Source organism: Novosphingobium cyanobacteriorum, assembly GCF_029436685.1.
In the GTDB taxonomy this organism is placed as follows: domain Bacteria; phylum Pseudomonadota; class Alphaproteobacteria; order Sphingomonadales; family Sphingomonadaceae; genus Novosphingobium; species Novosphingobium cyanobacteriorum.
In genome coordinates this window covers 1-26,703 of the sequence record NZ_JAROCY010000024.1, presented here as the reverse complement: position 1 = coordinate 26,703, position 26,703 = coordinate 1, and the positions used below count along the sequence as shown (strand labels likewise).

25 protein-coding genes are annotated in these 26,703 nt (G+C 63.2%); 9 read left to right on the top strand and 16 right to left on the bottom strand.

What is annotated here, in order from left to right; all coding sequences use genetic code 11:
• Positions 1 to 46: 46 nt before the first annotated feature.
• From POM99_RS18975 to POM99_RS18955, 5 genes are read right to left on the bottom strand one after another with little or no spacing between them, the layout of a single operon-like run.
• On the bottom strand, positions 47 to 1,510 hold the full coding sequence (locus tag POM99_RS18975; protein WP_277280257.1) for an aldehyde dehydrogenase family protein: 1,464 nt from the start codon (positions 1,508 to 1,510) through the stop codon (positions 47 to 49).
• A 12-nt stretch (positions 1,511 to 1,522) separates the two neighbouring features.
• On the bottom strand, positions 1,523 to 2,332 hold the full coding sequence (locus POM99_RS18970) for an SDR family NAD(P)-dependent oxidoreductase (RefSeq protein WP_277280255.1): 810 nt from the start codon (positions 2,330 to 2,332) through the stop codon (positions 1,523 to 1,525).
• Positions 2,333 to 2,343: 11 nt separating this feature from the next.
• Positions 2,344 to 3,111 carry an SDR family NAD(P)-dependent oxidoreductase gene (locus POM99_RS18965; protein ID WP_277280253.1) on the bottom strand — a complete coding sequence of 256 codons (768 nt, stop codon included), beginning with the start codon at positions 3,109 to 3,111 and terminating at the stop codon, positions 2,344 to 2,346.
• Between the two features lie 51 nt (positions 3,112 to 3,162).
• Entirely contained in the window at positions 3,163 to 3,633 is a 471-nt protein-coding gene (locus POM99_RS18960; protein ID WP_277280251.1) for a hypothetical protein, read from the bottom strand.
• A gap of 2 nt (positions 3,634 to 3,635) precedes the next feature.
• Positions 3,636 to 4,865, bottom strand: a complete 1,230-nt coding sequence (locus POM99_RS18955) for a cytochrome P450 (RefSeq protein ID WP_277280249.1) — start codon at positions 4,863 to 4,865, stop codon at positions 3,636 to 3,638.
• A 182-nt stretch (positions 4,866 to 5,047) separates the two neighbouring features.
• Here POM99_RS18955 and POM99_RS18950 point away from each other — a divergent pair, with 182 nt between their 5' ends.
• Complete coding sequence (locus POM99_RS18950; protein WP_277280247.1) at positions 5,048 to 5,692, top strand: TetR/AcrR family transcriptional regulator; 645 nt, start codon at positions 5,048 to 5,050, stop codon at positions 5,690 to 5,692.
• A gap of 3 nt (positions 5,693 to 5,695) precedes the next feature.
• Here the strand turns inward: POM99_RS18950 and POM99_RS18945 are convergent, their stop codons facing one another.
• The 5 genes from POM99_RS18945 to POM99_RS18925 all read right to left on the bottom strand — a co-directional run bounded on the left by POM99_RS18945 (position 5,696) and on the right by POM99_RS18925 (position 11,713).
• Positions 5,696 to 6,454, bottom strand: coding sequence for an SDR family NAD(P)-dependent oxidoreductase (locus tag POM99_RS18945; protein WP_277280246.1), 759 nt, complete (start codon positions 6,452 to 6,454; stop codon positions 5,696 to 5,698).
• A gap of 56 nt (positions 6,455 to 6,510) precedes the next feature.
• Complete coding sequence (locus POM99_RS18940; protein ID WP_277280245.1) at positions 6,511 to 7,722, bottom strand: sulfotransferase; 1,212 nt, start codon at positions 7,720 to 7,722, stop codon at positions 6,511 to 6,513.
• Position 7,723: 1 nt separating this feature from the next.
• The gene (locus POM99_RS18935) at positions 7,724 to 9,016 is read right to left on the bottom strand and encodes a DUF1214 domain-containing protein (protein WP_277280243.1); all 1,293 of its coding nucleotides are present in this window, start codon (positions 9,014 to 9,016) and stop codon (positions 7,724 to 7,726) included.
• Positions 9,017 to 9,124: 108 nt separating this feature from the next.
• Entirely contained in the window at positions 9,125 to 10,339 is a 1,215-nt protein-coding gene (locus POM99_RS18930) for a cytochrome P450 (RefSeq protein WP_277280242.1), read from the bottom strand.
• 156 nt (positions 10,340 to 10,495) lie between these two features.
• A complete protein-coding gene (locus POM99_RS18925) occupies positions 10,496 to 11,713 on the bottom strand; it encodes an amidohydrolase family protein (RefSeq protein WP_277280240.1) in 1,218 nt (405 codons plus the stop codon).
• Between the two features lie 285 nt (positions 11,714 to 11,998).
• Between POM99_RS18925 and POM99_RS18920 the strand changes: the two genes are divergently transcribed.
• Both POM99_RS18920 and POM99_RS18915 read left to right on the top strand, forming a co-directional pair.
• On the top strand, positions 11,999 to 12,844 hold the full coding sequence (locus POM99_RS18920; protein ID WP_277280238.1) for an acyl-CoA thioesterase: 846 nt from the start codon (positions 11,999 to 12,001) through the stop codon (positions 12,842 to 12,844).
• Between the two features lie 123 nt (positions 12,845 to 12,967).
• Positions 12,968 to 13,864 (top strand): crotonase/enoyl-CoA hydratase family protein, encoded by an 897-nt coding sequence (locus POM99_RS18915; RefSeq protein WP_277280236.1) that lies wholly within the window; start codon positions 12,968 to 12,970, stop codon positions 13,862 to 13,864.
• Between the two features lie 22 nt (positions 13,865 to 13,886).
• Here the strand turns inward: POM99_RS18915 and POM99_RS18910 are convergent, their stop codons facing one another.
• From POM99_RS18910 to POM99_RS18890, 5 genes are all read right to left on the bottom strand, one after another.
• Positions 13,887 to 15,245 (bottom strand): NAD-dependent succinate-semialdehyde dehydrogenase, encoded by a 1,359-nt coding sequence (locus tag POM99_RS18910; RefSeq protein ID WP_277280234.1) that lies wholly within the window; start codon positions 15,243 to 15,245, stop codon positions 13,887 to 13,889.
• An 86-nt stretch (positions 15,246 to 15,331) separates the two neighbouring features.
• Complete coding sequence (locus tag POM99_RS18905) at positions 15,332 to 16,930, bottom strand: GMC family oxidoreductase (protein WP_277280232.1); 1,599 nt, start codon at positions 16,928 to 16,930, stop codon at positions 15,332 to 15,334.
• A complete protein-coding gene (locus tag POM99_RS18900) occupies positions 16,918 to 18,030 on the bottom strand; it encodes an NAD(P)/FAD-dependent oxidoreductase (RefSeq protein WP_277280231.1) in 1,113 nt (370 codons plus the stop codon). Before POM99_RS18900 ends, POM99_RS18905 begins: the two co-directional genes overlap by 13 nt.
• On the bottom strand, positions 18,027 to 18,479 hold the full coding sequence (locus POM99_RS18895) for a PaaI family thioesterase (RefSeq protein WP_277280229.1): 453 nt from the start codon (positions 18,477 to 18,479) through the stop codon (positions 18,027 to 18,029). Before POM99_RS18895 ends, POM99_RS18900 begins: the two co-directional genes overlap by 4 nt.
• 10 nt (positions 18,480 to 18,489) lie before the next feature.
• Positions 18,490 to 19,260 carry an enoyl-CoA hydratase/isomerase family protein gene (locus tag POM99_RS18890; protein ID WP_277280227.1) on the bottom strand — a complete coding sequence of 257 codons (771 nt, stop codon included), beginning with the start codon at positions 19,258 to 19,260 and terminating at the stop codon, positions 18,490 to 18,492.
• Between the two features lie 185 nt (positions 19,261 to 19,445).
• Here POM99_RS18890 and POM99_RS18885 point away from each other — a divergent pair, with 185 nt between their 5' ends.
• The 6 genes from POM99_RS18885 to POM99_RS18860 all read left to right on the top strand — a co-directional run bounded on the left by POM99_RS18885 (position 19,446) and on the right by POM99_RS18860 (position 25,187).
• Positions 19,446 to 20,585 (top strand): acyl-CoA dehydrogenase family protein, encoded by a 1,140-nt coding sequence (locus POM99_RS18885; RefSeq protein WP_277280226.1) that lies wholly within the window; start codon positions 19,446 to 19,448, stop codon positions 20,583 to 20,585.
• Between the two features lie 4 nt (positions 20,586 to 20,589).
• A complete protein-coding gene (locus POM99_RS18880) occupies positions 20,590 to 21,564 on the top strand; it encodes an acyl-CoA dehydrogenase family protein (protein WP_277280224.1) in 975 nt (324 codons plus the stop codon).
• Between the two features lie 47 nt (positions 21,565 to 21,611).
• Positions 21,612 to 22,790, top strand: coding sequence for an acetyl-CoA C-acyltransferase (locus POM99_RS18875; RefSeq protein WP_277280223.1), 1,179 nt, complete (start codon positions 21,612 to 21,614; stop codon positions 22,788 to 22,790).
• A gap of 168 nt (positions 22,791 to 22,958) precedes the next feature.
• Positions 22,959 to 23,945, top strand: coding sequence for a thiamine pyrophosphate-dependent dehydrogenase E1 component subunit alpha (locus POM99_RS18870; RefSeq protein WP_277280221.1), 987 nt, complete (start codon positions 22,959 to 22,961; stop codon positions 23,943 to 23,945).
• The gene (locus tag POM99_RS18865; protein WP_277280220.1) at positions 23,942 to 24,943 is read left to right on the top strand and encodes an alpha-ketoacid dehydrogenase subunit beta; all 1,002 of its coding nucleotides are present in this window, start codon (positions 23,942 to 23,944) and stop codon (positions 24,941 to 24,943) included. The genes POM99_RS18870 and POM99_RS18865 overlap by 4 nt, the downstream gene beginning before the upstream one ends.
• A 13-nt stretch (positions 24,944 to 24,956) precedes the next feature.
• Positions 24,957 to 25,187 (top strand): biotin/lipoyl-containing protein, encoded by a 231-nt coding sequence (locus tag POM99_RS18860; RefSeq protein ID WP_277280218.1) that lies wholly within the window; start codon positions 24,957 to 24,959, stop codon positions 25,185 to 25,187.
• Positions 25,188 to 25,729: 542 nt separating this feature from the next.
• On the opposite strand, the gene POM99_RS18855 is transcribed toward POM99_RS18860, so the two are convergent.
• On the bottom strand, positions 25,730 to 26,578 hold the full coding sequence (locus POM99_RS18855; RefSeq protein WP_277280217.1) for an alpha/beta hydrolase: 849 nt from the start codon (positions 26,576 to 26,578) through the stop codon (positions 25,730 to 25,732).
• Positions 26,579 to 26,703 lie beyond the last annotated feature (125 nt).

Sequence of the window (26,703 nt, the reverse complement as noted above, 5' to 3'; positions counted from 1 at the left end):
GTCCTCGTCCATTGTCGCTATTGTCCGGCATGCATCGCAGGCGGTGTCATCCCATTGCCATCCAGATATTCTTGGGGCGCAGGAATTCGCGCAGGCCATGAATGCCACCAAGCCGGCCTACCCCGCTTTGGCCGACCCCGCCGAACGGAATTGCAGCCGGAATCCCGGTGAAGCCGTTGACCCAGACATTGCCCGCAACCAGCGCCCGGGCGCAGCGGTGGGCCCGCTTCAGGTTCTGGGTCCAGACATAGCCCGCCAGCCCGAATTCGGTATCGTTCGCAAGGGCGATCGCCTCTTCCTCGGTATCGAACGGCATGACCGCCAGCACCGGGCCGAAGACCTCGCACTGCGACAGCTCGGACTTGTGCGCGACGTCAGCAAAGACGGTCGGCTGGATGAAATAGCCACCCGCAAGATCGCCACCCATGCGCTCGCCACCGGCCAGCAGGCGCGAACCATCGGCCTTGGCGCGCTCGATCATGCCCATGATGCGCTGAACCGCGCGATCATCGATCACCGGGCCGATAACCGAGGCCGGATCGGTGGGATCGCCCACCGGCAAGGCCCTCGCCGTGGCGGCAAGGCGTTCAAGCACGGCCTCGTAGATCGCGCGCTGGACCAGCAGCCGGGTGGGGTTGATGCACCCCTGCCCGGCATTGTTGACGATACCGGCCAGGCCCATTTGCGCGAACGCATCGAGATCAGCATCGTCGAAAACGATCGAGGCCGATTTGCCGCCCAGTTCCAGTTGCACCGGGGTCATGTTCTTTTGCGCAGACGACAGGATGTGCCGTGCCGTCGCCCCGCTGCCGGTGAAGCTGATCTTGTCGATCCCGGGATGGCTGGTCAGCGCCGCGCCGCCTTCCGGCCCGCCGGGGACGATGTTGACGGTTCCTGCCGGAAGACCGGCCTCAAGGCACAGTTCGCCAAAGCGCAGCGCCGCATAGGGGGCGAGTTCCGGCGGCTTGACCACGATCGCATTGCCCGCCGCCAGTGCCGGGGCCAGAACCATGCCAAGCGCATAGACCGGGCCATTCCACGGGATGATGACGGCAACGACGCCGTAAGGTTCGTCAAGTGTGTAATCCAGCGCATCGCCCGGCCAGGTGGAAATCACCTCGCCGCCGATCTTGTCGGTCCAGCCGGCATTGTAGAGGAACAGGTCGGCAGCGACGTGCGGGCCATATTGCTGGGTGGCCACGACGACGCCGTTGTCGATCACGGACAGGCGCGTGAGTTCTGCAGCATTTTCGCGCAGCAATCCGGCCAGGCGGATCAGGCAATCGCGCCGCTGGTCCCGCGGCATTCCGGCCCAGAGCGGGGCCGCCTTGCGGGCTGCGGCCACGGCCTCGTCAATCTCTCGCGCGCCTGCCAGCGGGACTTCGGCGGTGGGTTGCCCGGTCCCGGCGTAGACATGGGTATGCGTGCCGCCACTGGCACTTTCGACGTGCCGGTCCCCGATCAGGAGAGCGCGGCGCGGAAGGGTGGCGCTGTCAGGATGCGTGATCATGCTGGTGCCTCCTCAACCTACAAGATAGCCGCCATCGACGGCCATGATATGGCCGGTCATGTAGCTCGACGCAGGGCTGGCAAGGAACAGGATCGCACTAGCCAGCTGGATCGGCTGGGCAATGCCAAGCAGCAGGCGGCCCGGCATCATGATCGGCCCCTTGGGAACGAAGTTGCGCGACGGGTCTGTCTGCATCTTCTTGGCACCGCCCGTGTCGACGCCACCGGGCATGACCGCGTTGATGCGGATGCCATCTGCGGCAAATTCCGTGGCGGTCGACTTGGTGATCGAATTCACGCCGGCCTTCGAGCTGTCATAGTGGACGTTGTTAACGATGGTCGGCAGGGCCGTGCCGATGGTGGAGATATTGACGATGGCACCGCCCCGTTCCTTGCCCTGGTCACGCATGACCTTGATCACTTCGCGCATGCACAGGAAAGTGCCGCGGGTGTTGACCGCGTGCATCTTGTCCCAGTCTTCGACGCCCATTTCGAAGAAGTCCGCCTTGGGGCGGTAGGCCGCATTGTTGACCAGAATGTCGACGCCGCCAAAGGCCTCGCGCGCCTTGGCCACCATCGCCTTCACCTGGGCTTCGTCGGACACGTCGCAGGCGACGGCGATCGCCTCGCCCCCTTCGGCAGCGATCGCATCGGCCACCCGCTGCCCGTCGGCTGGGACGAGATCGGCGATGACTACCCTGGCCCCCGCCTTGCTGAACAGGTGGGCGGTTGCCTCGCCAATGCCGGAACCGGCGCCGGTAATGATCGCGACCTTGCCGGGAACCGAAAACAGATCGCAGATTGCCTGGGTGTCGACTGCCATGGGAATGCCTTTCAGGAAACGAGGAAGCCGCCGTCGACTGCGATCAGCTGGCCAGTAATGTAGCGCCCGGCCGGCGCGGCGAGCAGCAGGGCAAGGCCGGTCACGTCATCGACCTTGCCATAGCCGCCAAGATGACGGGCGGGATCGGCACCCGGCCCGGTGGGGCGCAGGCCGGACGGGATTGTCTCGGTGATGATCGCACCGGGCAGGATGGCATTGGCCGTGATCCCGTCCCCGGCAAAATCCAGCGCACAATTGCGGGTGAACTGGTTGAGCCCGGCGCGCGATGCGGAATAGGCGCCGTTGCCGTTCAGGACCGGATGGACCGAGCCCATCGTGGTGATGTTGATGATCCGCCCGCCGCCGCGCTGCTGCATCGATGGCACCACCTCACGCGTGACGACAAAGGCGCTGCGCAGGTTGATCGCCTGAACCCGGTCCCATTCCTCTGCCGAGGTTTCGAGGATCGGCTTGTTGTGGTTGACCACCGCGCCATTGATCAGAATGTCGATGCCGCCATGAGCAGCGATGACCGAGACAACCAGCTCCTGCAGCGATGCTTCGCTGGTGATGTCGCAGGCTTTGGCAGAAACACCGGCAGGGAGATCGGCCAGCGCGGCCACGCGATCGGCCTCGTCGGCAAGGACGACGTTCGCCCCGGCTGCTGCCATGGCGAGGCCCGCCCCCTTGCCCATCCCCACGGCACCGCCGGTGACCAGCGCCACCTTGCCGGACAAGTCGAACATCGGCGCAATCTGCCCCGCGAAATCAGCATTCATGGCACTCTCCCCACGCCGGGCCAGCGGCTGTCCGCCGTCAGGCCCTGCGGTTCATCCGTTTTGCGGCACATCGTCGTAGATGCGCAACGCGTCCCCGCTAAGCATCACATATTCGGTGTAGAGGCCCAGCATCTGGCGGGTATCGACATAGGCGTAGCGCAGCTGGCCGTTCATGACCGACCCCATCATTTCGGTGCGCAGGCCCTTGGCTGCGGCGACCCGCTCCATCCCCGCCCAGGTCTCCTCGTCCATGATCCGGCGCCCCAGATGGTGAAGCACCAGATCACCGGCGGGCGGCAGCGGAAAATCGGTGTAGAGCGCAGGTGCGCCTTCACCGCAGACGATCACCTCAACCATGGTTTGCCCGGTCCAGGCGTGAAGCGTCTCCATCCAGTCGCTCGATCGCTTGCGCCGGACCTGCGTGATGCCGAAGCGGTCACGCAGGGCAGCTGATGCGGCATCGATGTCCCGCGACAGGTAGCCGAACTGGTAGAAGTGCCCCATCGGCAGCACGTCTGCCACGGTCAGACATCCCACAGCAGGTGAAGCTGGGACACGCCGTTGACACTGCCCATGTGCGAGACTGGCGGCCTGGCGGGATCGATCCGGAATTCGGGCACCCGGCGCATCCACTCTTCAAGGAAGACCTTCAGCTCGGCCCGGGCCAGGGGCTGGCCGAGGCACTTGTGCGGGCCATTGCCGAAGGTGTTGTGGCTGCCGCCACCGGGTGCAAAATTGCCCGGCCGGTCGAAGTCGACAGTGAGCGGATCGGGATAGCGCCGCTCGTCGATCGAGGAAGCGCCGATCGGGACCATGACCATCTCGCCCGCCTTCATCGTGACCCCGTCCCGCTCGACATCTGAAAGGATCAGGCGACCGGTGTTGGACAGGCCGAAGCGGCGGAAGTATTCCTCTGCCGCTGCCGGGATGATGTCCGGGTCGTCGCGCAGGCGGCGCTGATGCCCGGGATGTTCGGCCAGATGCCAGGCGACGAAGGACAGAAGGTTGGCCACAGTGTCCAGCCCGCCAAAGTAGACCAGCAGGGCCATGCCGATCACTTCGTGTTCCCCGCCGAAGCGCGGATTGTCACGCCAGCGGGTAATCGCAGTCAACATGTCGTCGCCGTCGCCAGCGTACCGTTCTGCCATGACCCCGTTCAGGTACCCGACGATCGGCCCGAGCGCAGCCATGCGCGCCTCGGCGTTGTCGGCATGCATGAAAGCCTTGCCCCACTCGACGAACTGCTCGCGCTTTTCGGCCGGGAGGTCGACAATGCCGAGGAACATGGCCGGCGGCATTACTTCGGCAAAGTCCTTGCGAAAATCGCACCGGCCGGTGGCAATGACCTTGTCGATCAGTTCGTTGGTCAAAGCACGCGCCTGCTCACCCATCTCGGCCACCTTGCGCGGGGTGAAAAAGGGGTTGAGCACGGCGCGATAGCGGGCATGCAGCGGCGGATCGACCGTCAGCGGCGGCATCTTGATCGGCGATGCCTCACGCGGGATCGTGAATTCCTCGTGGCTGAAGATGGCGAAATTGTCCTGCACCCATTTCACGTCCTCGAACCGGGTGACGATCCAGTGCCCGCCGTAGCGCGGGGTCCAGACAATGTCGGGGCCGTTCTGGAGTTCGCGCAGCACATCATAGACAGTGCCGTTTTCCAGCCCCGCAGGATGCATGTAATCGAAATCGACGACCCGATCTGTGGGGACGTGTTCAGGCTTTCCCACCGTGGCGAATGATGTGCCGCCCATACCGATGCTCTCCATCCGGCTGAGTCGCCGCGCCGGCGCCAGCTCTCAGCCGGAAAGCTACAAGACACATTTCTTAATTACAATGCCTGCAGCGCTCTTGCGCGTCGTTTGCGCTGTTATCGTCAACGCGATATGGGCAGCGAGTTATGCCGAGCAGCCAGCCCGAGAACTCACTTGCCCCCTTGACCGAAGCCTTCTCGCCGGGCGCGCTTGCGATCATGCGCGCGGCAGAGCGACTGATGGGCAAGCACGGGATCGAAGGTGTCTCGATGCGCCAGATCACACTTGCAGCAAAGATGGCCAACAATTCAGCAATCGCTTATCACTTCGGCGATCGCAACGGCTTGCTGCAGGCCATTTCCGAATGGCGTGCCGAGCCCGTTGCGGCGGAGCGGGACCGGCTGTATCGCGCTGCACGAGACGAAGGCACGCTGGATAGTCCTCGCAGCTTGGTGCGGATCATAACGCGTCCGGTCCTGTCGATTCGGGACAGCGATGGCACACATCCCCATGCCGCCTTTGTCAGCCAGATGCTGCGTTCGCGGCTTGGGCGTGAGATCAGGCAAACCCTGTTCCGGCCATCTGGCCTCATGGACGAGTTGCTGCACCGCCTGCGCAGTCACTCCCTTGACCTGCCGCGCACGTTGTTCGACTTTCGCCTGCGGACAGCTTCGCTTGCGTTCTACGATGCAGTGGGCGAACGCGACCGTATGGCCGAGGATGACCCTGCATGGCTCACCAGCGATAGCGAAGCCTTCCTCAATGAACTGGAAGACATGGTCCTGGCGGTCGTGTTCCGACCGCCAGGACCAGCACTTGAAAGCTAGCGATCAGAGCATGACCATCCCGCCATCGACGTTGATGGTCTGGCCAGAGACGTAACGGCTTTCATCGCACGCCAGAAATACGGCCACCGGGCCGATGTCGGTTTCCGCATCGCCCCAACGGCGCAACGACACCTCAAGCAGATTCTTGGCCGCTTCCTCGGGAAAGTCGGCCAGCCACTTCTTGGCGGCAGGTGACATGGCTGAGGGGTTGATCACGTTGACACGGATATTGTCGGGCCCCCATTCCCGGGCGACCGTTCGGCTGAGGCCGCGGATGGCCTCCTTGGTGGCACCATAAATCGAATAGCCCGGCGGCGCGACAATGCCCTGGCGCGAACCGAAATTTATGATCGACCCGCCACCGCGCGCCACCATATGCCGGCGCACTGCCTGCATGTAGTAGATTGATCCATAGAGCCCTGATTCTACGGTCGCAGCGATCGCCTCGTCGTCGTAGTTGTCGAACATCATGCCGGGGACCGTCGTCTGGGCATTGTTCACCAGGATATCGATTCCGCCGAAGGTCTGGACGGTAAACTCGGCCACTTTCTGCGCATCGGCCCGCGAGCGGGCATCAGCCGGATGCAGTGCGACCGTGGCACCCCGCGCTTCCAGGTCAGGCACTACCGCCTGCAACTTTTCCGGTGTACGCCCGGTCAGCACCAGCGATGCGCCTTCGCGGGCGAATGCCTGGGCAATGCCTAACCCCACCCCCTGCCCGCCGCCGGTGATGATCGCGACCTTTCCGCTCAATCGTCCCATGTCGTCTCTCCTTGTCTGGTAATCACGCCATGTATGGTAGTCGGGCGTTGTCCGGGTCAGGCCTGGTGAGCCACGGACGGCTGACCCAGAAACCGCTTCCGATAGGCATCGAAGCCGGGGCTCACCGCCGTCCAGTCCACGCCGAACGGTTCGAATGTGTATTTGTGACGGCCATATCGGTCGGAATCGTTGGCCGGATCCGTCAGCCAGGCCCGCATCGCTGCCTCGGCCTCTTCCGTCCAGGCGAAGCCCCAATCGGCATAGCATGCCCGCAACGACCCGATCGGTTCGGCAATGAATTCCGAGAACCTGATGTGCCTGACGCGGGGATCGGCCATAGCCGGCTCAGACAGGACAGCATCGATCCGCGCGGCGAAGTCAACGAGGTAGCCTGCCGCCAAGGTCCGGCGATCAAGCGCACCGCCAGTGATCCCATCGTAGACCACAGCTGCTATTGCGAGGTTGGACGGAAGGAATGCTTCGGGTTCCCGATGCGGAAACAGGCAGCGGGCATCGGGGAACACCGTGAACAGTTCCGTGAGATGGCGCTGGTGCTCGATCCCCTTCAGCACCCACCGCCGCTTTGGCTGGCGCCACTGCTGATGCTGCAGGAACTGCTTCATGAAGCGATAGGCCTCGGTAAAGTCGCCGCCCCCTTCACGTATGGCGAGCGTGGGCGCATCACACAGCGCAACGGGGTAATTGTCGAACAGGGCAAGGGTGAGGACCTCCTCGTCCTCGATCAGCGTCTCGGCGCCTTCGTCCCAATAGGGATGGAGCGACAAGATGCCCGGACAGCGATCGCAGAAATGCTCTGCCACGCGCGCTGCGGCGGCCTTGCGCGCTGCCGTGACGGGGCGCTCGCCCGGTGGTGGGGATGGCTCGTAGACTTGCCAGGCATGCAGCGCGCGGTTTGCCGGATCGGCAGCCAGCAAGGATTGCTGGATCGAGGTACCCGTACGCGGAAAGCCGATGATGAACACCGGATCGGCGATCACCTCGTCCAGGATTTCGGGATGCGCGGCGATGTCGCGCGCGATTGTGAGACGCCGTGCGAGCAGCTTGACCAGCTGGCGCCTCGTCGCGAGCGCCTGGGCAACTGAAAAGCTGCCCCCGGAGCGCAGGGCAGAGATCAATGACGCCGCGCGGATTTGCAGTCCTTCATCGACCAGCCCGAGAGTGCCGGACGCGATTTCGGCTGATGCCAGGATCGATTCCGTGGCGAGCAGCCGGTCGATCTCGGTGGGACCGCGGCCCAGTCCCGCCACGTCAGACCTCCAGCCGACCGAGGTAACTGGCGCGACGTCTGGCGACCTGTTCGGCGCGCTCTTCGAGCGTCACCCGCTTTGCGCCGGCAGTCGCCGCTGCGACGTCCTTCAGCTTGACCAGGCTTTCACTCAACAGGACGGGCAGCTCGTGGGCAAGCGTGGCGCGGGGAACACCTTGCCAACGGTGCAACAGGATGGTTTCGTTAAGACCGCCAGTGTCAAGCCAGTTATGAATCCCGGGATCGCGAGGGCCGATGACGAAGGTGAAGTTACCGTCCTGATCCGGCGCCATCTGTGCATTGTTGAGCGAGCCAAGGGCGCGATCAGGCGCGATGCTGCGGTGCCACCAGTCGTGCACAACGATGTCCCGGAACGCCGCATTGCCGGAATTGACCTTGATCACATAGGCTTCGTCGTCAGCAATCCGCAGCGTGCCGTAGCAGCCGAACTGTGAGCGAAGGCCGCCAACACCCCCCGATGGGGTCGGCGGGATCAGGCGGTTGGCCGGCTTGCCGTGCGTCAGCATGGTGAACCAGAAATAGAGCGGCACATCCGCCAGCATCCACTGGATGGCCCGATAGGCCATCTCGTCCTCGCTGATCGGGGCTACCCCGCCCGGGTTGAGCCGCGTGACCCGCAGCGCATTAGCCCGCTCGGTGTCCCAGTCCCCTAACGCATCCCGCACGAACAGGAACATGGCGCCGCGCTGCGTCTGGAGGTGATTTGGCCGGCCATTCGCGGGCTGGTCGTCTACCGTCACGGTGAAGCTGCCATCCGGCGCAACGACCAGATCCTCGTTGTCGAGACTGGCAAGAGTGACCGACGTGCCGCTATTGCCCACCACGGTCCACGAGACGTCGGCCGGTCCGGTGCCAAGCCGCCTGCCGTCGACGCGGTAATGGCCGCCATGCTCAACCGGAATGAGGCGGTAGCCGTTGTCCGGATTGTCCCCGCCAATCCGCGCCGAGGGCACCCGATGGCCGAACCATTCGTGCTCGATCATCCAGTTCTGGAAAATCCGCGGATGTTCCGGATCGCTGTTGCAGGCCTTGTTGATGTAGTTCAAGCCCCACTCGGGGATGAAATCGTCCAGCAGCGAAAGCGCCTGCTCGCTCGCGTTCTGCGAAACGGCCGACCAGAGGAATCGGGCTTGTTGCATGGCCGCCCGGACATCATCACGCGCCAGCAGCTTGAGCGACTTCTGCTCAACCCAGACCTGATCGGCCGTGGCAATCGGATTGGTGCGCGACAGGAAGTAATCGTCCGTCGCGATCCATTCGGGAATCGTTGCCATTCGTGCACTCTCCAGCGATTGTTTTGCGCAGGATCATGCGGGCAGTCAGCCTAGCCCGCAATGGCATCCCGCTGTAATCGCATGTGCAATGGCAGCCTGCCTGGTTGGTCAGGCCACGTCCCATTCCAAGTGGAGACCACTCATCGTATTGATGATGCCGGTTGCCATCCGGGGCGAGGTGCCCTCAACAATGCGGCAATCAGGCATGGTTCCGATCCACTCTTCGAGAAAGATGCGGATCTCGCGCCGTGCGAGGCGGGCGCCGAGGCAGGTGTGCGGGCCAGAGCCGAAGTTGACATGGCGCCGTTTCTGCCGGCGCGGATCGAAGCGCATCGGATCGGGATTCACGCGTTCATCCAGGCCGGAGAGCGGGAAGATGCCAAGGATCTGATCGCCCTTGCGCAGCAACACACCGGCAAATTCCAAGTCTTCGCGCACCAGCCGAGCAAGATTGCTGGTCCCGAAGCGGCGGTTGATCTCGTCTACTGCAGCCTCATGCAGTTCAGGATGCTCGCGAAGATCGCGCTGTAGTTCGGGATGTCGGGCAAAGTGGTTCATCGCGAAGCTGGTGGTGTTGATCACCGTATCCAGCCCGCCGGTGACGACCAGCTGGACCACGTTGTGCCGCTCGGTCGGCGTGAGATCGCGACCCATTACCTGTGCACTGACCAGCATGGACACGAAGTCATCGCCCGGCCTCGCCTGCCGGTCCTGGATCAAATCGGCGATATAGGCGTGTGCTTCGGCCTGCCCCGCCTCCATTTCCGGCTGCCCCGGGACCATCCGCTTGGCCAGATTGAGCAGATAGGGGGCTTCGCTCTCGGGCATGCCGAGCAGGTTGAGGAAGGTGATGATCGGCATCACCCCGGCGAAGTCGTTCATGAAATCGCAGCGCCCCAGCGGGCGCAGGCGTTCAATGATCTCGACCGCCGCAGCCCGGGCGCGGATGCTCGCCTGGTTCAGGGAGGCCGGGGTGAAGGCCTGCGAGACGAGCTTGCGGAATGGCGCGTGCTCAGGCGCGTCCAGCTGGCTTGGCCCGGTGTGCGGGATGATGCCGCTCGGCACGAAGGGTTCGAGATTGGAGAACGCTGCCGGGTTGACCAGCATCGCGGCCATGTCGTCATGCCGGGTAAGTACCCAGTGGCCGCCGTGGCGCGGGGTCCAGAAGATGTCCGGATGGCTGTCCTGAACCGCTTTCCACGCGGCGAAGATATCATCGGTATAGCCGTTCACCAGCCCGGGGATGTTGTAGAGGTCGAAATCACGGACCAGATCTGCTGGCACGTGGTCAGGAACCGCCGCAAGGCTGCTGTGAATGTTCATGGCTGATCCTCTACCTTGTTTTTGAGGTACGCTAGGCAATGTGACGCAGGTTTCGATCCCCAATTATGGATGGGCCAGCATCGCGGCGGAAAAGCAAGCGGGCTGGCCACATCGCCGTACTGCGGCCAGCCCATATCACGACGGTGATGCCGGCAGTCAGACGCGCATGAAGCGCTTGCCGTTGTCGTACATGATCGCCCGCGCATCTTCATCGGACAGTTCGGTCAGGGCTTCGATGAAGAAGTCACGCGGTTCGGGCACGCCTTCAGCATGGGGATAGTCCGAGCCCATGAGGATGCATTCGGACGTGCCGATCTTGTCGACGATGCCTTTCACATCGTCTTCCGGATAGGCGACCGCAAAGCAGTGGCGCTTGAAGATCTTGCTCGGCCGTTCCGACAACTGGCCGCACGGCCAGTAGCCGTTCTTTGCCATGCCGCGCATCTTGTCCATCTTCTCGAGGAACCCGGGCACCCAGTTGGCGCCGTTTTCGACGCTGGCGATGCGGATATTGGGAAAGCGCGCGAAGAAGTTGTGGTAGATGATGTTGGCCAGCGTGATCTGCACTGGCAGTTCGGAATAGCAGAACATCCACTGCCACGCGGTCTGCCCGGTGCGGCGCGACTGCAACGGCTTTTCGCCGAATTCGCGGATCAGCGGGTGCATGAAGTTGGCTTCGGATACGTGGAAGGTTACCGCCACGCTTGCGTCGTTGAGGATCTGCCAGACTGGATCGAAATAGGGATCGGCCGGTGACTTCCCACCCGCCGGGCCCATCGGCATGCAGACAACTCGTACCCCGCGTTCCACCAGCCACTTGGCCTCGGCAATGGACGTTTCCAGATCCCACAGGCTCAGCAGGCCGGTGGTGAAAAGGCGGTTTTCGTAGGCGAAGCCCCATTCGTCATGCACATATTCGTTATAAGCGTGGAGGATCGCATTGCCCGTGGCGTTCTGCGGATAGTATCCGAAGGTGGAGACGAATTCGCCGACGAAGACGATCGAGCCTTCGACTCCGAATTCATCCAGCTTGGCCACGCGGCCAGCGGGAGTCATCATGTCCTCGGTGGGCTGGAGCCAGCCTTCGACGTTGGACTTGCCCTCCTTCATGGCTTGCAGCCATTCCTTCAGTCGGCCGGGCGGGGGAACCAGCCCTTCCGCATTCGCTTCGGCATTTTCTACCATCCGGTCACCCAGATGGAGGCCGAAGCGACCGTCGGGCCCGACCTTGCGAGCCGGCAGCCATTCGGCATGCAGTTCGGCAGGCAGGTACTTCTTCATGAAGTCATAGTTGCGCTCATGAATGTGGCTGTCACAATCAAATATCGGTCCGGTATAGACCTTGGTCGGCTGGAAGGTGGGGGCGGTGGCCATGTATCTCTCCTGTCGCGTCTGCGCTGGGTGCAGCATATGCCTCCTCCCCATCCGGCGGGAGGGGCCATTGCCCTTTGGGGTGTGCGCGGCCAATCATGATCGCATGCATGATCGCCAGCTCTCATTGGTGCGATATCGCCACCCCCTCGCCTTTCCTCTTGATGAGGCGGGCCCTAAGTCCGAGGCGGACACTGGGAAAATGCTGTCAGTAAAGGGCAGGAAGTGGCGCGAATGGCTGAAATGATACCTGTCCAGCCTTGGGACGGAACAGACGCTGGGCGCCTGATGCAATTGGATGAAATGAGCCCGGACAGCTTCACGAACCCCTTCTCCGGCGTCCGAACGGACAGGCATCTCTATGGTGGCCAAGTGCTCGCCCATGCTCTGCTGGCGGCCTCCCGCACCGCGCCCGACCGCGCCATCCACTCGCTCCACGGCTACTTCCTGCGCGCCGGCGATGGACAGCACCGGGTGTCATTCGATGTCGAACGGACCCGCGATGGCCGCAGCTTCAGCACGCGCCGCGTGGTGGCGCGGCAGCGGGGTGAAGCCATCTTCCACATGGAATGTTCGCTCCATGGGCCCGACCGGCGCGGGCTGGAACACCATATCGCCATGCCCGACATTCCGCCGCCCGAAGACCTGCCGACTCTCCAGGAATATGCCCAGGCGACCGGCGAACCCAATGCCGTTCGCGCCTGTATACGCCTTGGGCCGATCAGTCTGGTCGAGATCAAGCTCGTCAACCCGGAGTCGCTGACACGCCGGGAACCACACCCCCGGCGGCGGATCTGGGTGCGCATACCAAGCGCCGCATCGACCGCCGATCCGCTGATACACACCGCCTTGCTCGCCTACCTGTCAGACTTCTGGCTTGCCGGAGCTACTCTTGCGACACATGATGTTTCGTATGGCCTGACCGACCCGCACATGGCCAGCCTTGACCACGCCCTGTGGATCCATCGCCCCGGCAGGGTCGATGACTGGCTGTTTTACGAGATGGACAGCCCATCGGCCTGTAACTCGACGGGGCTGGCGCGCGGGCTGATCTACAATCGAGACGGAGTCTTGCTGGCCAGCAGCGCGCAGGAAGCGCTGCTGCGCGTGGCTCCCGAATTGGATGGAGCCTGACCCGACAAGCCGATGCTGCTGCATCGGTGATGCGATCACGCGCGCACGTTCTTTCCTCATGACGCCAGTCGCGGCAAGGTTGATCATTGGCCGGGCTGACCGGGAAAGGCACCAGGAGAAGACATGTCCGAATATCGCGGCAAATGGCTGTATGAACCGCAGCAGATTCTGTTCGACGTTGAAGACGCGGTCGCGACGATCACTTTCAACCGGCCGGACAAGCGCAATTCGCTTAATGGCCAGATGCTCAAGGAAATGCGCGACGCCCTTCTTGAGGCGGATGATCGGCTGGACATCAACGCCATCGTCCTTTGCGGCGCGGGCAAGGATTTCTGTGCTGGCTATGATCTTGAACAGGCCTACGAAGGGCGCGGCGAAAAGACCGAACTGGGCAACTACCAGTATCGCCAGGCCGGGCAACGCTTCGATGATGACTGCTTTTCGATGGAACGGACCCAGGAGAACGCCTTGGTCATCCCGGCGATCCACAAGCCCGTCATCGCAAAGGTGCATGGCAACTGCCTGGCTGGCGGAACCGACATCGCACTGCAGTGCGACCTCGTCATCATGGCAGACGATGCGCGCATCGGCTTTCCCGCCACGCGCGCCAACGGCTCACCGCCAGCGCACATGTGGATCTATCACTGCGGGCCGCAGTGGGCCAAGCGGATGCTGTTCACCGGCGACAAGATGAGCGGTGCGGATGCAGTCAAGATCGGTCTAGCCCTTGAATCATGGCCGGCCGAAGAACTGGACGAGGCTGTCACCCTCCTCGCCCGCCGTGTTGCGGCGGTTGATCAAGAACTGCTTGCCGCGCACAAGCGGATCGTGAACCTGGCGCTCGAACAGATGGGCGCCAATACGATCCAGCGGCTCGCCGCCGAAGTGGATGCTCGGGCTCATCTCGCCACTGGGCCGCGACGAATGCAGTTCAAGTCCGACATGAAGGAGCACGGCCTCAAGACAGCGCTGACTAACCGGGATGCGCCGTTCGGGGATGGCTTCGTGCGGGTGCGTTGAACGGAGCACCCGGCAGCCACACTCAGCCGAGCGTGGCAAGCTTGGTGTTGAGATAGGCCTGCAGGCCTTCCACCCCACCTTCCGAGCCATACCCGCTTTCCTTGATGCCGCCGAAGGGTGTTTCCGGGGTCGACACGGTCAGGTTGTTGATGCCGATCATCCCGGTCTGCACGCCGTGCATGATGCGGTGGGCAGAGGCGAGGCCAGTGGTGAAGGCATAGCCGGCCAGCCCTGCTTCAACCGCATTGGCCCGCGCGATGACCTCGTCGAGCGAGGCAAAGGTCTGGATCGGCATGATGGGGCCGAAGCATTCATCGGAAAACAGGAGCGAATCCTGGTCCAGCCCGGCGATTACGGTCGGAGCAAAGTAATTGCCCGCTTTGCCGCGCCGCGTGCCGCCGGCCAGCACTTTGCCACCGTGCGCCTCGGCATCGGCGACGAACCGCTCCATCGCCTCCACGCGCCGGTCGTTGGCCAGAGGGCCCATCTGGGTCTGCGCATCGAGGCCGGAACCCAGCTGCAAGGCATTTGCACGGGCGGCAACGTCTGCTGCAAACCGCTCTGCCAGGCTTTCATGCACGAAGAACCGCCCGGGGCTTACGCAGACCTGTCCTGCATTGCGGAACTTGGCCCCGGCAAGGCTCGCCACGGCAAGATCATAGTCGGCGTCGGCGCAGACGATAACCGGGGCGTTGCCGCCCAGTTCCATCGTTGCCCGCTTCACCCCGTCTGCCGCAAGGCGCAGGAGGTGCTTGCCGACAGCGGTCGACCCCGTGAACGAGATCTTGCGGATCGCAGGGGCAGCGATGAGCCGGGCTGAGACGTCCGCCGGATTGCCGAACATCAGCTGGGCGCAACCTGCCGGCAGGCCTGCATCGTGCAGCGCGCGCATCATGGCAACGGCGGTGCCGGGGGTTTCCTCTGCCGCCTTGAGGATAACGGTGCATCCTGCGGCGAGCGCGCCCGCCACCTTGCGGGCGGGGGTCAGTGATGGGAAGTTCCACGGCGTGAAGGCAGCGCAAGGACCGACCGGTTCGTGCAGGACGATATGTTCGACCCCGGTCACCCGACCGGTGACGACGCGACCATACACGCGGCGACCTTCTTCGGCATACCAGTCGAACAATTCGGCCGAATGCGTAAGCTCGCCGCGCGATTCCGCCAGCGGCTTGCCCTGTTCCAGCGTCAGGATGCGGGCGTGGTCGTCCATCCGTTCGCGCAGTAGATTGGCGGCGCGGCGCAGGATGTTGCTGCGTTCGAACGGGCTGATGGCGGCCCAGGCCGGAAAGGCGCGGTGTGCGGCGGCAACCGCTTCGTCAAGGTCTGCGGCGGTGGCATGGGGCAGTTGCGCCAAGGTTTTGCCCGTTGCCGGATCAAGCACTGGTTCACCTGCGCGGCCAGGCCCTGCCGGAATGAAACGGCCATCGATGTATAAAGCAAGTTCGCAGTACATCACCATTCCCTTGTTCAAACGCCCGAGCGGATCAGGTCGGCAGCCTTTTCGCCGATCACGATGGCCACGGCATTGGTGTTGCCCGATGGAACGGCGGGCATGATCGAAGCATCTGCAACCCGCAAGCCTTCGATGCCGATGACCCGCAGCGAGGAATCCACGACCTTGCCCATGGCTGCTGTACAGCTGGGGTGATAGATCGAACCGGCCGTTTCCCGTGCATAGGCCAGCAAGCTCTCGTCATCATCCCGCCCTGCCCCTGGCAAATACTCACTTTCGACGTAGCCGGCCAGTGCCGGTTGGCTGATAATTCCCCGGATCATCCGGAGGCCCGCCACGACGTCGCGCCGGTCCCGCTCACAGCCAAGGAAGTTTGCGAAGATCTCAGGCGCTTCAGCCGGATCCGGTGACAGGGCACGCACGTGACCCCGGCTCTCGGGCCTGAGGGGACAGGCCGACGCGGTGAAGGCCGAGAACGGGTGGAGCTTGTCGCCCATCTTGTTGGTGCTGAAAGTGATGAACAGCAGTTGCATGTCTGGCCGATCGTCGACCGCTTCGGACGAGCGCAGGAAGGCGCCAGCGTAACCTGCTGAAACAGTCAACGGACCCTTGCGCAGCAAGCCATATCGCAGCCCCACGCCAGCCATGCGAAGGAGCGAGGCCATGTCATCGTTGAATGTCAGCTTGCCCTTCGCCTTGTAGACCGTGCGGACCTGAAGGTGATCCTGCAGGTTGGCCCCGACCTCGGGGTTGTGATGAACCACCGGAATGCCGAGTGATTGCAGGTGCGCCCCGTCACCCACGCCGGAAAGCTGCAGGATATGCGGGCTGCCGAAGGCCCCGGCCGACAGGATGACCTCACGCCGGGCCGCAGCGGTGCGCAGGGTTCCGACCTCTGCCCATTCCACGCCCGTCGCACGGGTTCCCGCGAACAGGACACGCCGGACAAGTGCTCCAGTCACGATGGTCAGGTTCGTGCGGCCACGGGCCGGGTTGAGGTAGGCCACGGCCGTGCTGATCCGCCGCCCGTTGCGCGAAGTGGTCTGGTAATAGCCGACCCCTTCCTGCCGCTCTCCGTTGAAATCGGGATTGGCCGGGTAGCCTGCCTCCTGCGCCGCCGCGATGAACGCATCGCACAGGACATGCGGCTCGGTCGCATCAGATACGGCCTGTGGCCCTCCAACACCATGCCACTGGTTCGCGCCGCGCTGCTGGTCTTCGGAGCGGATGAAGTAAGGCAGGAGATCGTCATAGCTCCAGCCATGATTGCCGAGCCGCGCCCAGGCATCGAAGTCTTCCTTCTGGCCGCGGATATAGATCAGCCCGTTGATCGAGGACGAGCCCCCCAGCACCTTGCCGCGCGGCTGCCCAACCCGTCGATTGTTCAAGTTTGGCTCCGGCGCAGTCTCGTAAAGCCAGTTCAGCCGCTTGTGCTTGAACAATTTGCCATAGCCGAGCGGGATATGGATCCACGGATTGAGATCACGTGGGCCTGCTTCAAGCAACAGAACGCGGACAGAAGGATCCTCGGTCAGGCGGGCCGCTATCACGCAGCCTGCACTTCCGCCGCCAACCACGATATAGTCATAGGCTGCATCACTCATTTCAGGCATTTCAGCGCTTCCATGACTGCGGCGGCGATCGCCATGCTGGCGGTGAGGCCAGGCGATTCGATCCCGAACAGATTGACAAGGCCCTCCTGGCCATGGACGGCAGGGCCCTGGATCATGAAATCAGCCGCCGCTTCGCCCGGTCCGGATATCTTGGGGCGGATCCCGGCATAGCCAGGCTGCAACCGGGCAGGATCGAGGGCAGGCCAGATCCGTTGCGCGGCCGCGGCAAACTTGCTGTGGCGAGCGGGATCGACGGTGTAGTCGATCCGGTCGATCCATTCGACGTCGGGACCGAACCGCGCCTGACCGCCAAGGTCGAGCGTCAGATGCGTCCCCAGACCACCCGGTTCGGGCACTGGATAGATCAGGTGCGAGAAAGGCACCTTCCCCGAATGAGTGAAGTAGACCCCACGCGCCAGATGCAGCGGCGGAATGAAGGACGGATCAAGCCCCTCGATCGCACTGGCAAGGGCCTGAGCGCCCAGCCCGGCGGAATTCACCAGTATAGGGGCGCAGACGACGGGGTCGGCCTCGCCAGGGATGTGAACTTGCCACAGGCCTTCCGCGCGGCTGATCCGCTCCACGGGGGAATTGGCGACCAGCATCCCTCCATGGGCCTCTGCCTCGCCCAGCAAGGCTTGCATCAGGCTGTGGCTGTCAACTATGCCGGTCGATGGCGAAAGTAGTGCTCCAGCACAGGACAACTCGGGCTCAATAGCGCGGACTGCCGCCTTTTCCAACCAGACGAGGTCGTTCACACCGGCTGAAACAGCCGCCGCCTGGATCTTTTCCAGTTCTCCGAACTGTTCGTCATTGGCGGCAAAGATCAGCTTGCCCACCTGCCGATGCGGCACGCCACGTTCGACGCAGAAGGCATAGAGCATGTGCTTGCCCATGACACAGAGCCGTGCCTTCAGCGATCCTTCGGGATAGTAGATGCCGGCGTGGATCACCTCGCTGTTTCGGCTGCTGGTCCAAGAACCGAAGTCAGCCTCGCCTTCAAGGATCAGCGGTGCATGGCCTGCCAAAGCGAGCGCACGGCCAACTGCGAGACCGACCACGCCGCCGCCGACGACGATCGCATCGACCCGGTCGGTCATTGCCCGTTCTCGGGCACGCGGTGCTCCACATGGATCACGGTCATCGTCATCGTGGCGCAGAGGTGACGTTCGCCATCGCGCAGGACATAGACGTCCGCCGCCGTGGTGCTGATCCGGCGTCCGGCCGTGATGACCCGGCCTACCGCTTCTAAACGGTCACCACGAGCCTGACCGGTGAAGTGGATCGACTGCTGAAGAGTCATGCTGTCGCGTTCGGGCGCCATAGTTCTGCCGCTCAGCGAAGCGGTATACTCGGCGAGGGCGGAAGTGACAGTACCTTGGAACCAACCCGGCTGGTGACCAAATTCCGGCCTGCGGTCCAGCCCCAACACTACCCGTCCGGGCTCTACCGAGACCAGATCGATCCCGAACAGCTGGCGCAGCGGCGGGCTTTCCATCACTTGGCGGACTGTCGCTTCCGCCGCATCCTGATCGAGCCTTGAAGCCACCTTGCGTTCCTCATGCCCCTCGATAGACCGGCTTTCGCTTTTCCTTGAAGGCGTTGGTCCCTTCGCGGAAATCCTCAGTCCAGGTCATCAGGGCCTGGACCGCCGCCTCATATTCCAGGGCCTCATCATAGGACTGCGTGGGCGCGCTGTCGAACTGGCGCTTGATGTGGGCAAGGGCGATAGTCGGTGCGGTTGCGAAGCTGTCAGCCAATGCGCGGGCGCGGGCCTGGACCTCTGCCTGCGGCAAGGCCTCCAGCGCAAAGCCGAGCCTGACGGCCTCCTCGCCACTGACGAAGCGGCCGCTGAACGCAATTTCTTTGGCGCGCATGATGCCAACGTGCCGTTCAAGCAGCCAACCCGCGCCCCCGTCCATGGCGAGCCCGATGTGACGGAAGGCGAACTGGAAGCGGGCATTGTCGGCACAGATGATGAAATCGCACCCCAACGCCAAAGCGAAAGCCACGCCGATACACACACCCTCGACCGCCGCAATCACCGGCTTGTTGGTATGGACGACGCTGCGGGTCATCCGGTGCAGGGTGCGGTACTTGATCACGTTGCCGCGAACGCCGCCCGTGCCCATCTCGCCAACGTCAGCCCCGGCCGCAAAGTCTCCGCCTGCCCCCGTCAGGATAATCGCGCGGACATCGTCATCGTCCTGCAGTTCCTGGAACACGGTCTGGAACTGGTTGCGCATGGCCATCGTGATGGCGTTCTTGCGCTCGGGCCGGTTGATGGTGACGGTGGCGACACCGCCATCGCGGGTGACGTCGATCGACATCGCTGCATACTCCTGATTGTCCTGATTGGACCTTCTGGCCCATTCATGGCGGCTGACTAGCAGGGGCTGCACCTTCGGCCAGCCCGGAAGCCCCGCATATCGCCGCTGCGATAATGGGCAAAGGGGAGTTGGCGGCCCGGGCCCCCATCCCCACTAGATGCTTCGAAACTTGAGCGGGAACTGCAGTGCAGACTTTTGCGATTGAACCCCTGTCGTGGCCGGACCAGTCCGCCGAACTGCGCCGTAAGGTAAGGGATCTTGTTGCCCGGCATGTCCATCCGGCGAACCCGGCTGACCGGACCAATTGCTGGGCCGTTGCGGACCCGGCGTTCAGCCGTGTTCTGGGCGAGGCGGGTCTCCTGGGCATGACCTGGCCCAAAGAGTATGGCGGCCACGAACGCAGCCCGCTGGAACGCTATATCGTGCTAGAGGAACTGCTCGCTGCCGGCGCGCCCGTGGGAGCGCACTGGATTGCCGAGCGGCAGACCGGCACACTCCTCATGCGCTATGGCCACAAGGATGAATGCCGCCGCTGGGTGCCCGGCATGGCGCGCGGCGAAATCTACGCGTGTATCGGTCTGTCCGAACCGAATGCCGGATCGGATCTTGCCGCCGTGCGAACCACGGCGCGGCGGGACGGCGGCGAATGGGTGATCGACGGGCAGAAGGTTTGGACCACCAATGCCCACAATGCCCACGTGATGATCGCGCTGGTCCGCTCCGAGGAAGGATCGGAGCGCAATGCCGGACTGAGCCAGTTCATCATCCCGATGGACACGCCCGGTCTCACTGTCCGGCCGATCTATGACCTCACCGGCGGGCACGATTTCAACGAGGTGTTCTTCGATGGGGTGCGCCTTCCCGCAACCGCGCTGCTGGGGGTCGAGGGGGAGGGTTGGAAGCAGGCAACGGCAGAGCTGTCGCTTGAGCGCTCCGGGCCCGAACGGTACCTTTCGTGCCTCACCCTGCTGACCGAGCTGATCCGCGCCGTTGGGCCAAACCCCAGCGATTCGGTCCGTGCGCTGATCGGCCGGCTGGTGTCCGAGACATGGACCCTGCGACTGATGTCTGCCTCGGTCGCAGCGCAAATCGCCCAAGGGGTTGATCCGGCGCTGGAAGCCACGATCGTCAAGGATCTCGGCAACAGCTTCGAACAGGCCATGCCCGCCCTGATCCAGGCAGCGGTGGAAACCGACCTGTCGAGCGACACCGCCCTGCCGATCATGCTGGGGCACCTGCTCCAGGTGTCGCCATCCTTTTCGCTGCGCGGCGGGACGCGCGAAATCCTGAAGGGCATCATCGCCCGCAGTCTGGGACTGAGGTGATCCGATGAACGACCAACAGAACATGGTTGCCGACATGGTCAACAGCCTCTTCGCAGGCCTTGGGCCAAAGGCGACCGTCGCAGCAGACTGGCAGCAGATAGAGGAGTTGGGCCTTTCCACGCTGCTTCTGCCGGAAGCTGACGGCGGATTTGGCGGAACGTGGCAGGACGCTTTGATTGTGTTCCGGTTGGCGGGCTATCACGCCCTCGCCCTGCCAGTGCCCGAAGCAGTGATCTCCGCGCGGCTGGCAGCCGGCACATGCCTTTCCGGACGGGGCACCATCGCATCGCGGGCTGAGGGCACTATCGACGGCACAACTTTTACCGGCACGGTGCACGGGGCGGTCGCCAGCGAAGGTGCCGGTTTTATCGCTGCACCCGACAATACCGGGGGTACGATCCTGTTGGATACCGCCAACGCAAAGCGCACGGCGGCCACCAACCCGGCCGGGGAAAGTCGCGACGTCTGGCAGTTCGACGCTGCGCCCGCCGTGCGCGTTGCCGACGATGTCTTCGCACTCGGCGCCTTCGCCCGGGTTGCGCAGATTGCCGGCGGGCTGGACGCAGCGCTCGGCTTGTCGGTCGGCTATGTGAACGACCGCAATCAGTTCGGACGCCCCCTGGCCAAGTTCCAGGCGGTGCAGCAGTCACTTGCCACCTTTGCCTGCGAGTCGGCTGCAGCCAATTGCGCCGCGATGGGCCTTGCTCAGGCACTGGATCGTGGGGCGGCGAGCTACGAGGTTGCGGCCGCAAAACTTCGAGCCAACCGCGCTGTCGGCGTGGGCACTTCGGCGGCACATCAGGCTCACGGGGCGATCGGCTTTACCCAGGAGTACGCACTGCATCCGATCACTCGACGGCTATGGTCGGCTCGGTCGGAGTTTGGTGGTGACAGCCACTGGGCTGCGATTCTTGGCGGACTGGTCGCGGCTGCAGGCGCTGACCGCTTTTGGGCGGACCTGACCGCGCTTACCGATTGAACCAGATACCGACCGACCGGGTGAAGCCCGTACTAACAGGACATCTCATGGCACAAGCAGTCATCGTCTCCACCGCCCGTACCGCAATAGGCAAGGCGGGTCGAGGCGCGCTCAACAATCTTGATGGTGCAGACCTTGGCGCGCTCGTCATTCGAGAGGCAGTGAAACGCGCAGGGCTCGAAGGACCGGAGATCGAGGATGTCCTGATCGGCGCTGCAAGGCTCGAAGGACCGCAAGGGGGTAATGTCGCCCGAATGGCTGCATTGCGCGCCGGGCTGCCGATAACGGTCCCGGGCTTCTCACTTGATCGCAAGTGTGCCTCGGGCCTCAACACGATCGCCCTTGCCGCACAGCGTATCATGGCTGGCGAGGGAGACATCTATGTCGCTGGGGGACTGGACAGCTGCTCCCTTGCCCTTCCCAACACGCGCACGGACCGGCTCGAAAATCCATGGCTGAAGGAGAACGTGCGGGGCATTTATGACAGCATGATCATGACGGCCGAGACCGTGGCCAGCCGCTATGGCATTCGTCGCGATGTTCAGGACGAATACTCCTTGCTCAGCCAGCAGCGCATCGCTGCCGCGCAGCAAGCCGGGCGGTTCGCTGCCGAGATCGTCCCGATCACCGTAACCAAGCTGGTGAAGGACAAGAGCGGCACCATCACCGGTGAAGAACAAGTGACCTTGTCGCAGGATGAAGGTAATCGTCCCGAAACAACACTCGAAAGCCTCTCGTCCCTCCGCACTGTGGTCGAAAACGGCTGCATCACGGCAGGCAATGCCAGCCAGCTTTCCGACGGAGCAAGCGCCTGCGTGGTGATGAGCGATAGCGAAGCTGCTCGGCGCGGGCTCCAGCCCCTGGGCATTTTCCGTGGCTTTGCCGTCGCCGCCTGCCAACCCGATGAAATGGGCATTGGCCCGGTCTATGCCGTCCCGAAGCTGCTCAAGCGCGCTGGCCTGTCGAATGACGACATCGGCATCTGGGAGCTGAACGAAGCCTTTGCCGTCCAGGTTGTCTATTGCCGCGATCAATTGGGCATCGACCCTGCCCGCCTCAATGTCGATGGCGGCGCGATTGCCATCGGTCATCCATTCGGTATGTCCGGATCGCGCATGACAGGCCATGCGTTGATCGAAGGCAAGCGCCGGGGCGAAAAGTACGCAGTGGTCACCATGTGCGTTGCAGGTGGAATGGGCGCTGCCGGTCTATTCGAGATTGTGTGATCCTGCTCGCCAGCGCCTGACGGGACGGTGATTTGGCAATTATCAGCCATACGATGGCTGTCGTGACCCACTCGACAGAGGAACGGTCGCTTGGCATCGCTCGGTCGATGCCTGATAAGCGCAGGCGCACCCGATGGGCGCGCGGTAGGTCACAGGGAGTCTAAACGCATGACGAGCAACTACGCCCCTGATGGCGCGACGCAGTTGGAGATTTACAAGCGTGTAGCACTGCTGAAGGCTAACGACGAGCGCAGCCGCAAGGTGATCATGTCCGGGCGGCTTGTGATGCCCTATTACAGCTATCGCGGGCAGGAGATCATCCCCTCGGCCATGGCCACGGCGCTGACTGACGATGATTACTGGGTGACGATCTATCGCGGCATCCACGACATGCTGGCCAAGGGCATGCCGCTGAACGATCTTTGGGCCGAGATTGCCGGGCGGGTAGATGGGACCTGCAAGGGCAAGGGTGGACCGATGCACCTGACTTATCCCAAGAAGGGGATCATGGTCACCACCGGCATCGTCGGTTCATCCATGCCGATTGCCAACGGCATTGCCTGGGGCTCGCAGCTTTCGGGCAATGGCCGTGTAACGGTGGCCACCTTCGGTGACGGGGCATCGAACATCGGCGCCTTCCACGAAAGCCTCAACCTCGCCTCGGTGTGGAAGCTGCCGGTCATCTTCCTGTGCCAGAACAATCTTTACGGCGAACACACGACGTATGAGAAGGCGACTTCGGCCAAGCGCATCGCTGATCGTGCCGCAGCCTACAACATGCCGGGCGTGCGGGTGAACGGGAACGACCCGATCGAGATGTTTGCCGCCGCCCGCGAAGCGGTGGAGCGCGCCCGCGCTGGCGAAGGCCCCACCCTGATCGAGGCGATGACCTTCCGCTTCCACGGCCACGTGTTTGGCGACGCCGACGCCTATATGGACAAGGCCCAGAAGAAGGCAGCGATAGAGGCCGATCCCGTGCCGATCTTCCGCGCCCGCCTGATCGCCGAAGGCATCGCGACCGAGGAGGAACTGGCGGCAATCGAAGCCGGGATCGAGCAGCAGATCGATACGGCGGTGGACTTTGCCCTTGCTTCCCCCTTCCCCGATCTGTCCGAGCTTACCACCGACGTCTACGCTGAAGGAGCGGCCGCATGAGCGACACTGCAACCAAGGTCAAGCCGGTGACCATCCTCCAGGCGATCAACACAGCGATCGCCGATGCCATGGCTGCTGACGACACGGTCCTTGTCCTAGGCGAAGATGTGGCCGATCCCGAAGAGGGCGGCGTTGTGGGCATCACCAAGGGATTGTCGAGCCGCTTTGGTGAAGCGCGCGTCCGCTCGACCCCGATTGCCGAGCAGGCGATCATCGGCGCAGCGATTGGGGCAAGCCTGGTCGGCTACAAGCCCGTCGCCGAAATCATGCTGATGAACTTCACCACCGTGGCCATGGACATGATCGTGAACCACGCGGCCAAGCTGCGCTTCATGTCCGGCGGGCAGACCCACGTGCCCATCGTGATCCGCACCATGACCGGCACCGGGTTCAGCTCTGGCGGCCAGCACTGCGATTATCTGGAGGCATGGTTCGCCCACACCGCGGGCATGAAGGTCGTTGCCCCGTCGAACCCGGCCGATGCCTACGGTCTGATGCGTGCAGCCATCAACGATCCCGATCCGGTGCTCTATATCGAGAACCTGCCCGCCTACTGGACCCCCGGCGAAGCGCCCGAGACGGGCCATACGGTACCGCTGGGCAAGGCCCGTGTGGCCAAGGAAGGCACCGATGTCACCATCGTGAGCTATTCGCGCACCCTCAATGAAGCCGTCTCCGCCGTTGCGGAAATGGAAGCCGCCGGGGTGTCGGCTGAAATCATCGACCTGCGCACGATCTCGCCGTGGGACAAGGAAACGGTGTTCGCCTCGGTCGCCAAGACCGGGCGGTGCCTGATCACGCACGAAGCCGTCACCCAATTCGGCGTTGGTGCGGAAATCGCCGCAGTCCTGCAGACGGAGTTCTTCGGCAAGCTCAAGGCGCCTGTCGCCCGGCTGGGCGCGCCCTATGCGCCGGTGCCCTTCTCGAAGCCGCTCGAAGATGCCTTCGCGCCCAATGCGAAGCGTATTGCCGCAGCCGCAATCGCCCTCACCAAGTAGAAAGTTCCCATACATGGCAACCGAAGTTCTCCTGCCCAAGATCGGCTTCTCGATGAACGAAGGCACGCTGGCCGAATGGCTCGTCGCCGATGGTGGACAGGCCGTCGAAGGCCAGCCCTTGTTCGCGTTGGAAAGCGACAAGTCGACCAACGAAGTCGACAGCCCGGCCACCGGCACGCTCAGGATCATTGCCCAGATCGGCGAGGTCTACGAAGTCGGAACCGTCCTCGGCGTCATCGAGTGACACCAAACGGGATCCCCCGCGTCCGGACGTCATGGACGAGACACCGACGGGAACAACCTGCCACAGCAACAAGGTTGGGCGCTCACGCAACAGCGCCTAAACACTAAGGCGTTCAATGGCATGGATTAACGATCACACTCATTGACGTCATGCGCTGCAACCGGATCGATGCCCCAGTCGGATTCGACTGGCCGATAAGTCCCGCCGCATCCTCGCCATGGGTCGAAGACCAGTTCCGCCCATAGGCCGCGCCCGACTGGATCGGTATCCTCGTCAATATGTCCGGTCGCAAGAAGCCAGCCAGCAGGAACGGCGCCCGGGCATACTTCCGGTTCCACCCGCCCAAAGGTCACCCATCTCCATGCGCCACTCCTGCGCGCACGGAATCGGCTTCGTCACCCTAAGTCTAAGCCTTGAGCCGCAACTCGCGATGTTGCCAGCTATTGTTGCCTGGCCGGCCCAGGAGACGCTGAAAAGCGAACTCGGCCATCACTGTGCCATGAATGGCCTGCCCCGCTGCGGCCCACCAAGACTGAACCCAGTCAGGAGGTGGGGCTTGTTCCCGCCGCTGCGGCAGCCTGCATTAACATCCAATCGGCAGTGCGCTGCCACAGGCGTTGCCGTGTCGGGGCAAAATTGTGCATGTGAGCCATCCGTGGCACCACAAACACGCTGATGTCGTTCGAATTGATGAAGGCAGTGGGCTCTCGCCGGATATCGGGGGAAACGTCGCGCTCGCCGCAGGCAATCAGCACGGGCACTTCCACCCGCCCGGCATCGGGCGTGATGAAGGCGGGTGACATCATCGCCACGGCATAGCGCGGCACTGTCATGCTGCCGAACCGCGGCGCGTTGTGGCGGATCGGATAGCCGCCTGCCATGTCGGCATCGGTGATATCCTGTGGCTGTTCGGGCCAGTGGAACGGATAGACGAAATCGGGGATCAGTTCTGACGTCAGCTGAACCGAAAGCTCATCCAACGGGGTAGTCCGGGTGAAGTTGAAGATCGACCGCTGCACGGCAAACAATTCGAAGGTCGGTTGTGGCAGAACCGTGTGCAGTGCGCTCTTGCCCAAAGCCATGATCGCCTGGAATGTCCGGTTCCGGCTCTGCATGACGATCGTCACCCCGCCACCAAGCGACTGTCCCGCGCCGACCACGAAGGCGCCCACTATCGCTGGCAGATGCGGCACAGCAGTTCCCGCCAAGAACCGTGCAACCATTTCGTCCACGAAGGCCGAATTGGCATCGGCGGCCTGCTCGATGGTCAACGTGTCCTTCAGTTCAAGACTGCTGTCGCCCACGCCGAGATGGTCATAGGCCACCACGACGATGCCGCGTGCCGTGTGATACTCCGCCTCGGAATAGCCCTCGTGCCCCGGAAAGCTCATGTCTGTCAATCGGCGTTCAAAGTTGACCCCCTGATCGGCGCGTAAAACTGACCCCCCTATCGGTCTGGCAGGCGGTTATCCCGGTAGTCCATGGGAGGGGCCCGCGCATGCCGTCGCGCGCCGTC

What these genes read in the sequence shown, in the direction of transcription:
- POM99_RS18975 (WP_277280257.1), bottom strand. Translation starts at nt 1,510, where the DNA reads ATGATCACGCATCCTGACAGCGCCACCCTTCCGCGCCGCGCTCTCCTG.
- POM99_RS18970 (WP_277280255.1), bottom strand. Translation starts at nt 2,332, where the DNA reads ATGGCAGTCGACACCCAGGCAATCTGCGATCTGTTTTCGGTTCCCGGC.
- POM99_RS18965 (WP_277280253.1), bottom strand. Translation starts at nt 3,111, where the DNA reads ATGAATGCTGATTTCGCGGGGCAGATTGCGCCGATGTTCGACTTGTCC.
- POM99_RS18955 (WP_277280249.1), bottom strand. Translation starts at nt 4,865, where the DNA reads ATGGGCGGCACATCATTCGCCACGGTGGGAAAGCCTGAACACGTCCCC.
- POM99_RS18945 (WP_277280246.1), bottom strand. Translation starts at nt 6,454, where the DNA reads ATGGGACGATTGAGCGGAAAGGTCGCGATCATCACCGGCGGCGGGCAG.
- POM99_RS18935 (WP_277280243.1), bottom strand. Translation starts at nt 9,016, where the DNA reads ATGGCAACGATTCCCGAATGGATCGCGACGGACGATTACTTCCTGTCG.
- POM99_RS18930 (WP_277280242.1), bottom strand. Translation starts at nt 10,339, where the DNA reads ATGAACATTCACAGCAGCCTTGCGGCGGTTCCTGACCACGTGCCAGCA.
- POM99_RS18925 (WP_277280240.1), bottom strand. Translation starts at nt 11,713, where the DNA reads ATGGCCACCGCCCCCACCTTCCAGCCGACCAAGGTCTATACCGGACCG.
- POM99_RS18920 (WP_277280238.1), top strand. Translation starts at nt 11,999, where the DNA reads ATGCAATTGGATGAAATGAGCCCGGACAGCTTCACGAACCCCTTCTCC.
- POM99_RS18915 (WP_277280236.1), top strand. Translation starts at nt 12,968, where the DNA reads ATGTCCGAATATCGCGGCAAATGGCTGTATGAACCGCAGCAGATTCTG.
- POM99_RS18905 (WP_277280232.1), bottom strand. Translation starts at nt 16,930, where the DNA reads ATGCCTGAAATGAGTGATGCAGCCTATGACTATATCGTGGTTGGCGGC.
- POM99_RS18900 (WP_277280231.1), bottom strand. Translation starts at nt 18,030, where the DNA reads ATGACCGACCGGGTCGATGCGATCGTCGTCGGCGGCGGCGTGGTCGGT.
- POM99_RS18890 (WP_277280227.1), bottom strand. Translation starts at nt 19,260, where the DNA reads ATGTCGATCGACGTCACCCGCGATGGCGGTGTCGCCACCGTCACCATC.
- POM99_RS18880 (WP_277280224.1), top strand. Translation starts at nt 20,590, where the DNA reads ATGAACGACCAACAGAACATGGTTGCCGACATGGTCAACAGCCTCTTC.
- POM99_RS18875 (WP_277280223.1), top strand. Translation starts at nt 21,612, where the DNA reads ATGGCACAAGCAGTCATCGTCTCCACCGCCCGTACCGCAATAGGCAAG.
- POM99_RS18870 (WP_277280221.1), top strand. Translation starts at nt 22,959, where the DNA reads ATGACGAGCAACTACGCCCCTGATGGCGCGACGCAGTTGGAGATTTAC.
- POM99_RS18865 (WP_277280220.1), top strand. Translation starts at nt 23,942, where the DNA reads ATGAGCGACACTGCAACCAAGGTCAAGCCGGTGACCATCCTCCAGGCG.
- POM99_RS18860 (WP_277280218.1), top strand. Translation starts at nt 24,957, where the DNA reads ATGGCAACCGAAGTTCTCCTGCCCAAGATCGGCTTCTCGATGAACGAA.
- POM99_RS18855 (WP_277280217.1), bottom strand. Translation starts at nt 26,578, where the DNA reads ATGAGCTTTCCGGGGCACGAGGGCTATTCCGAGGCGGAGTATCACACG.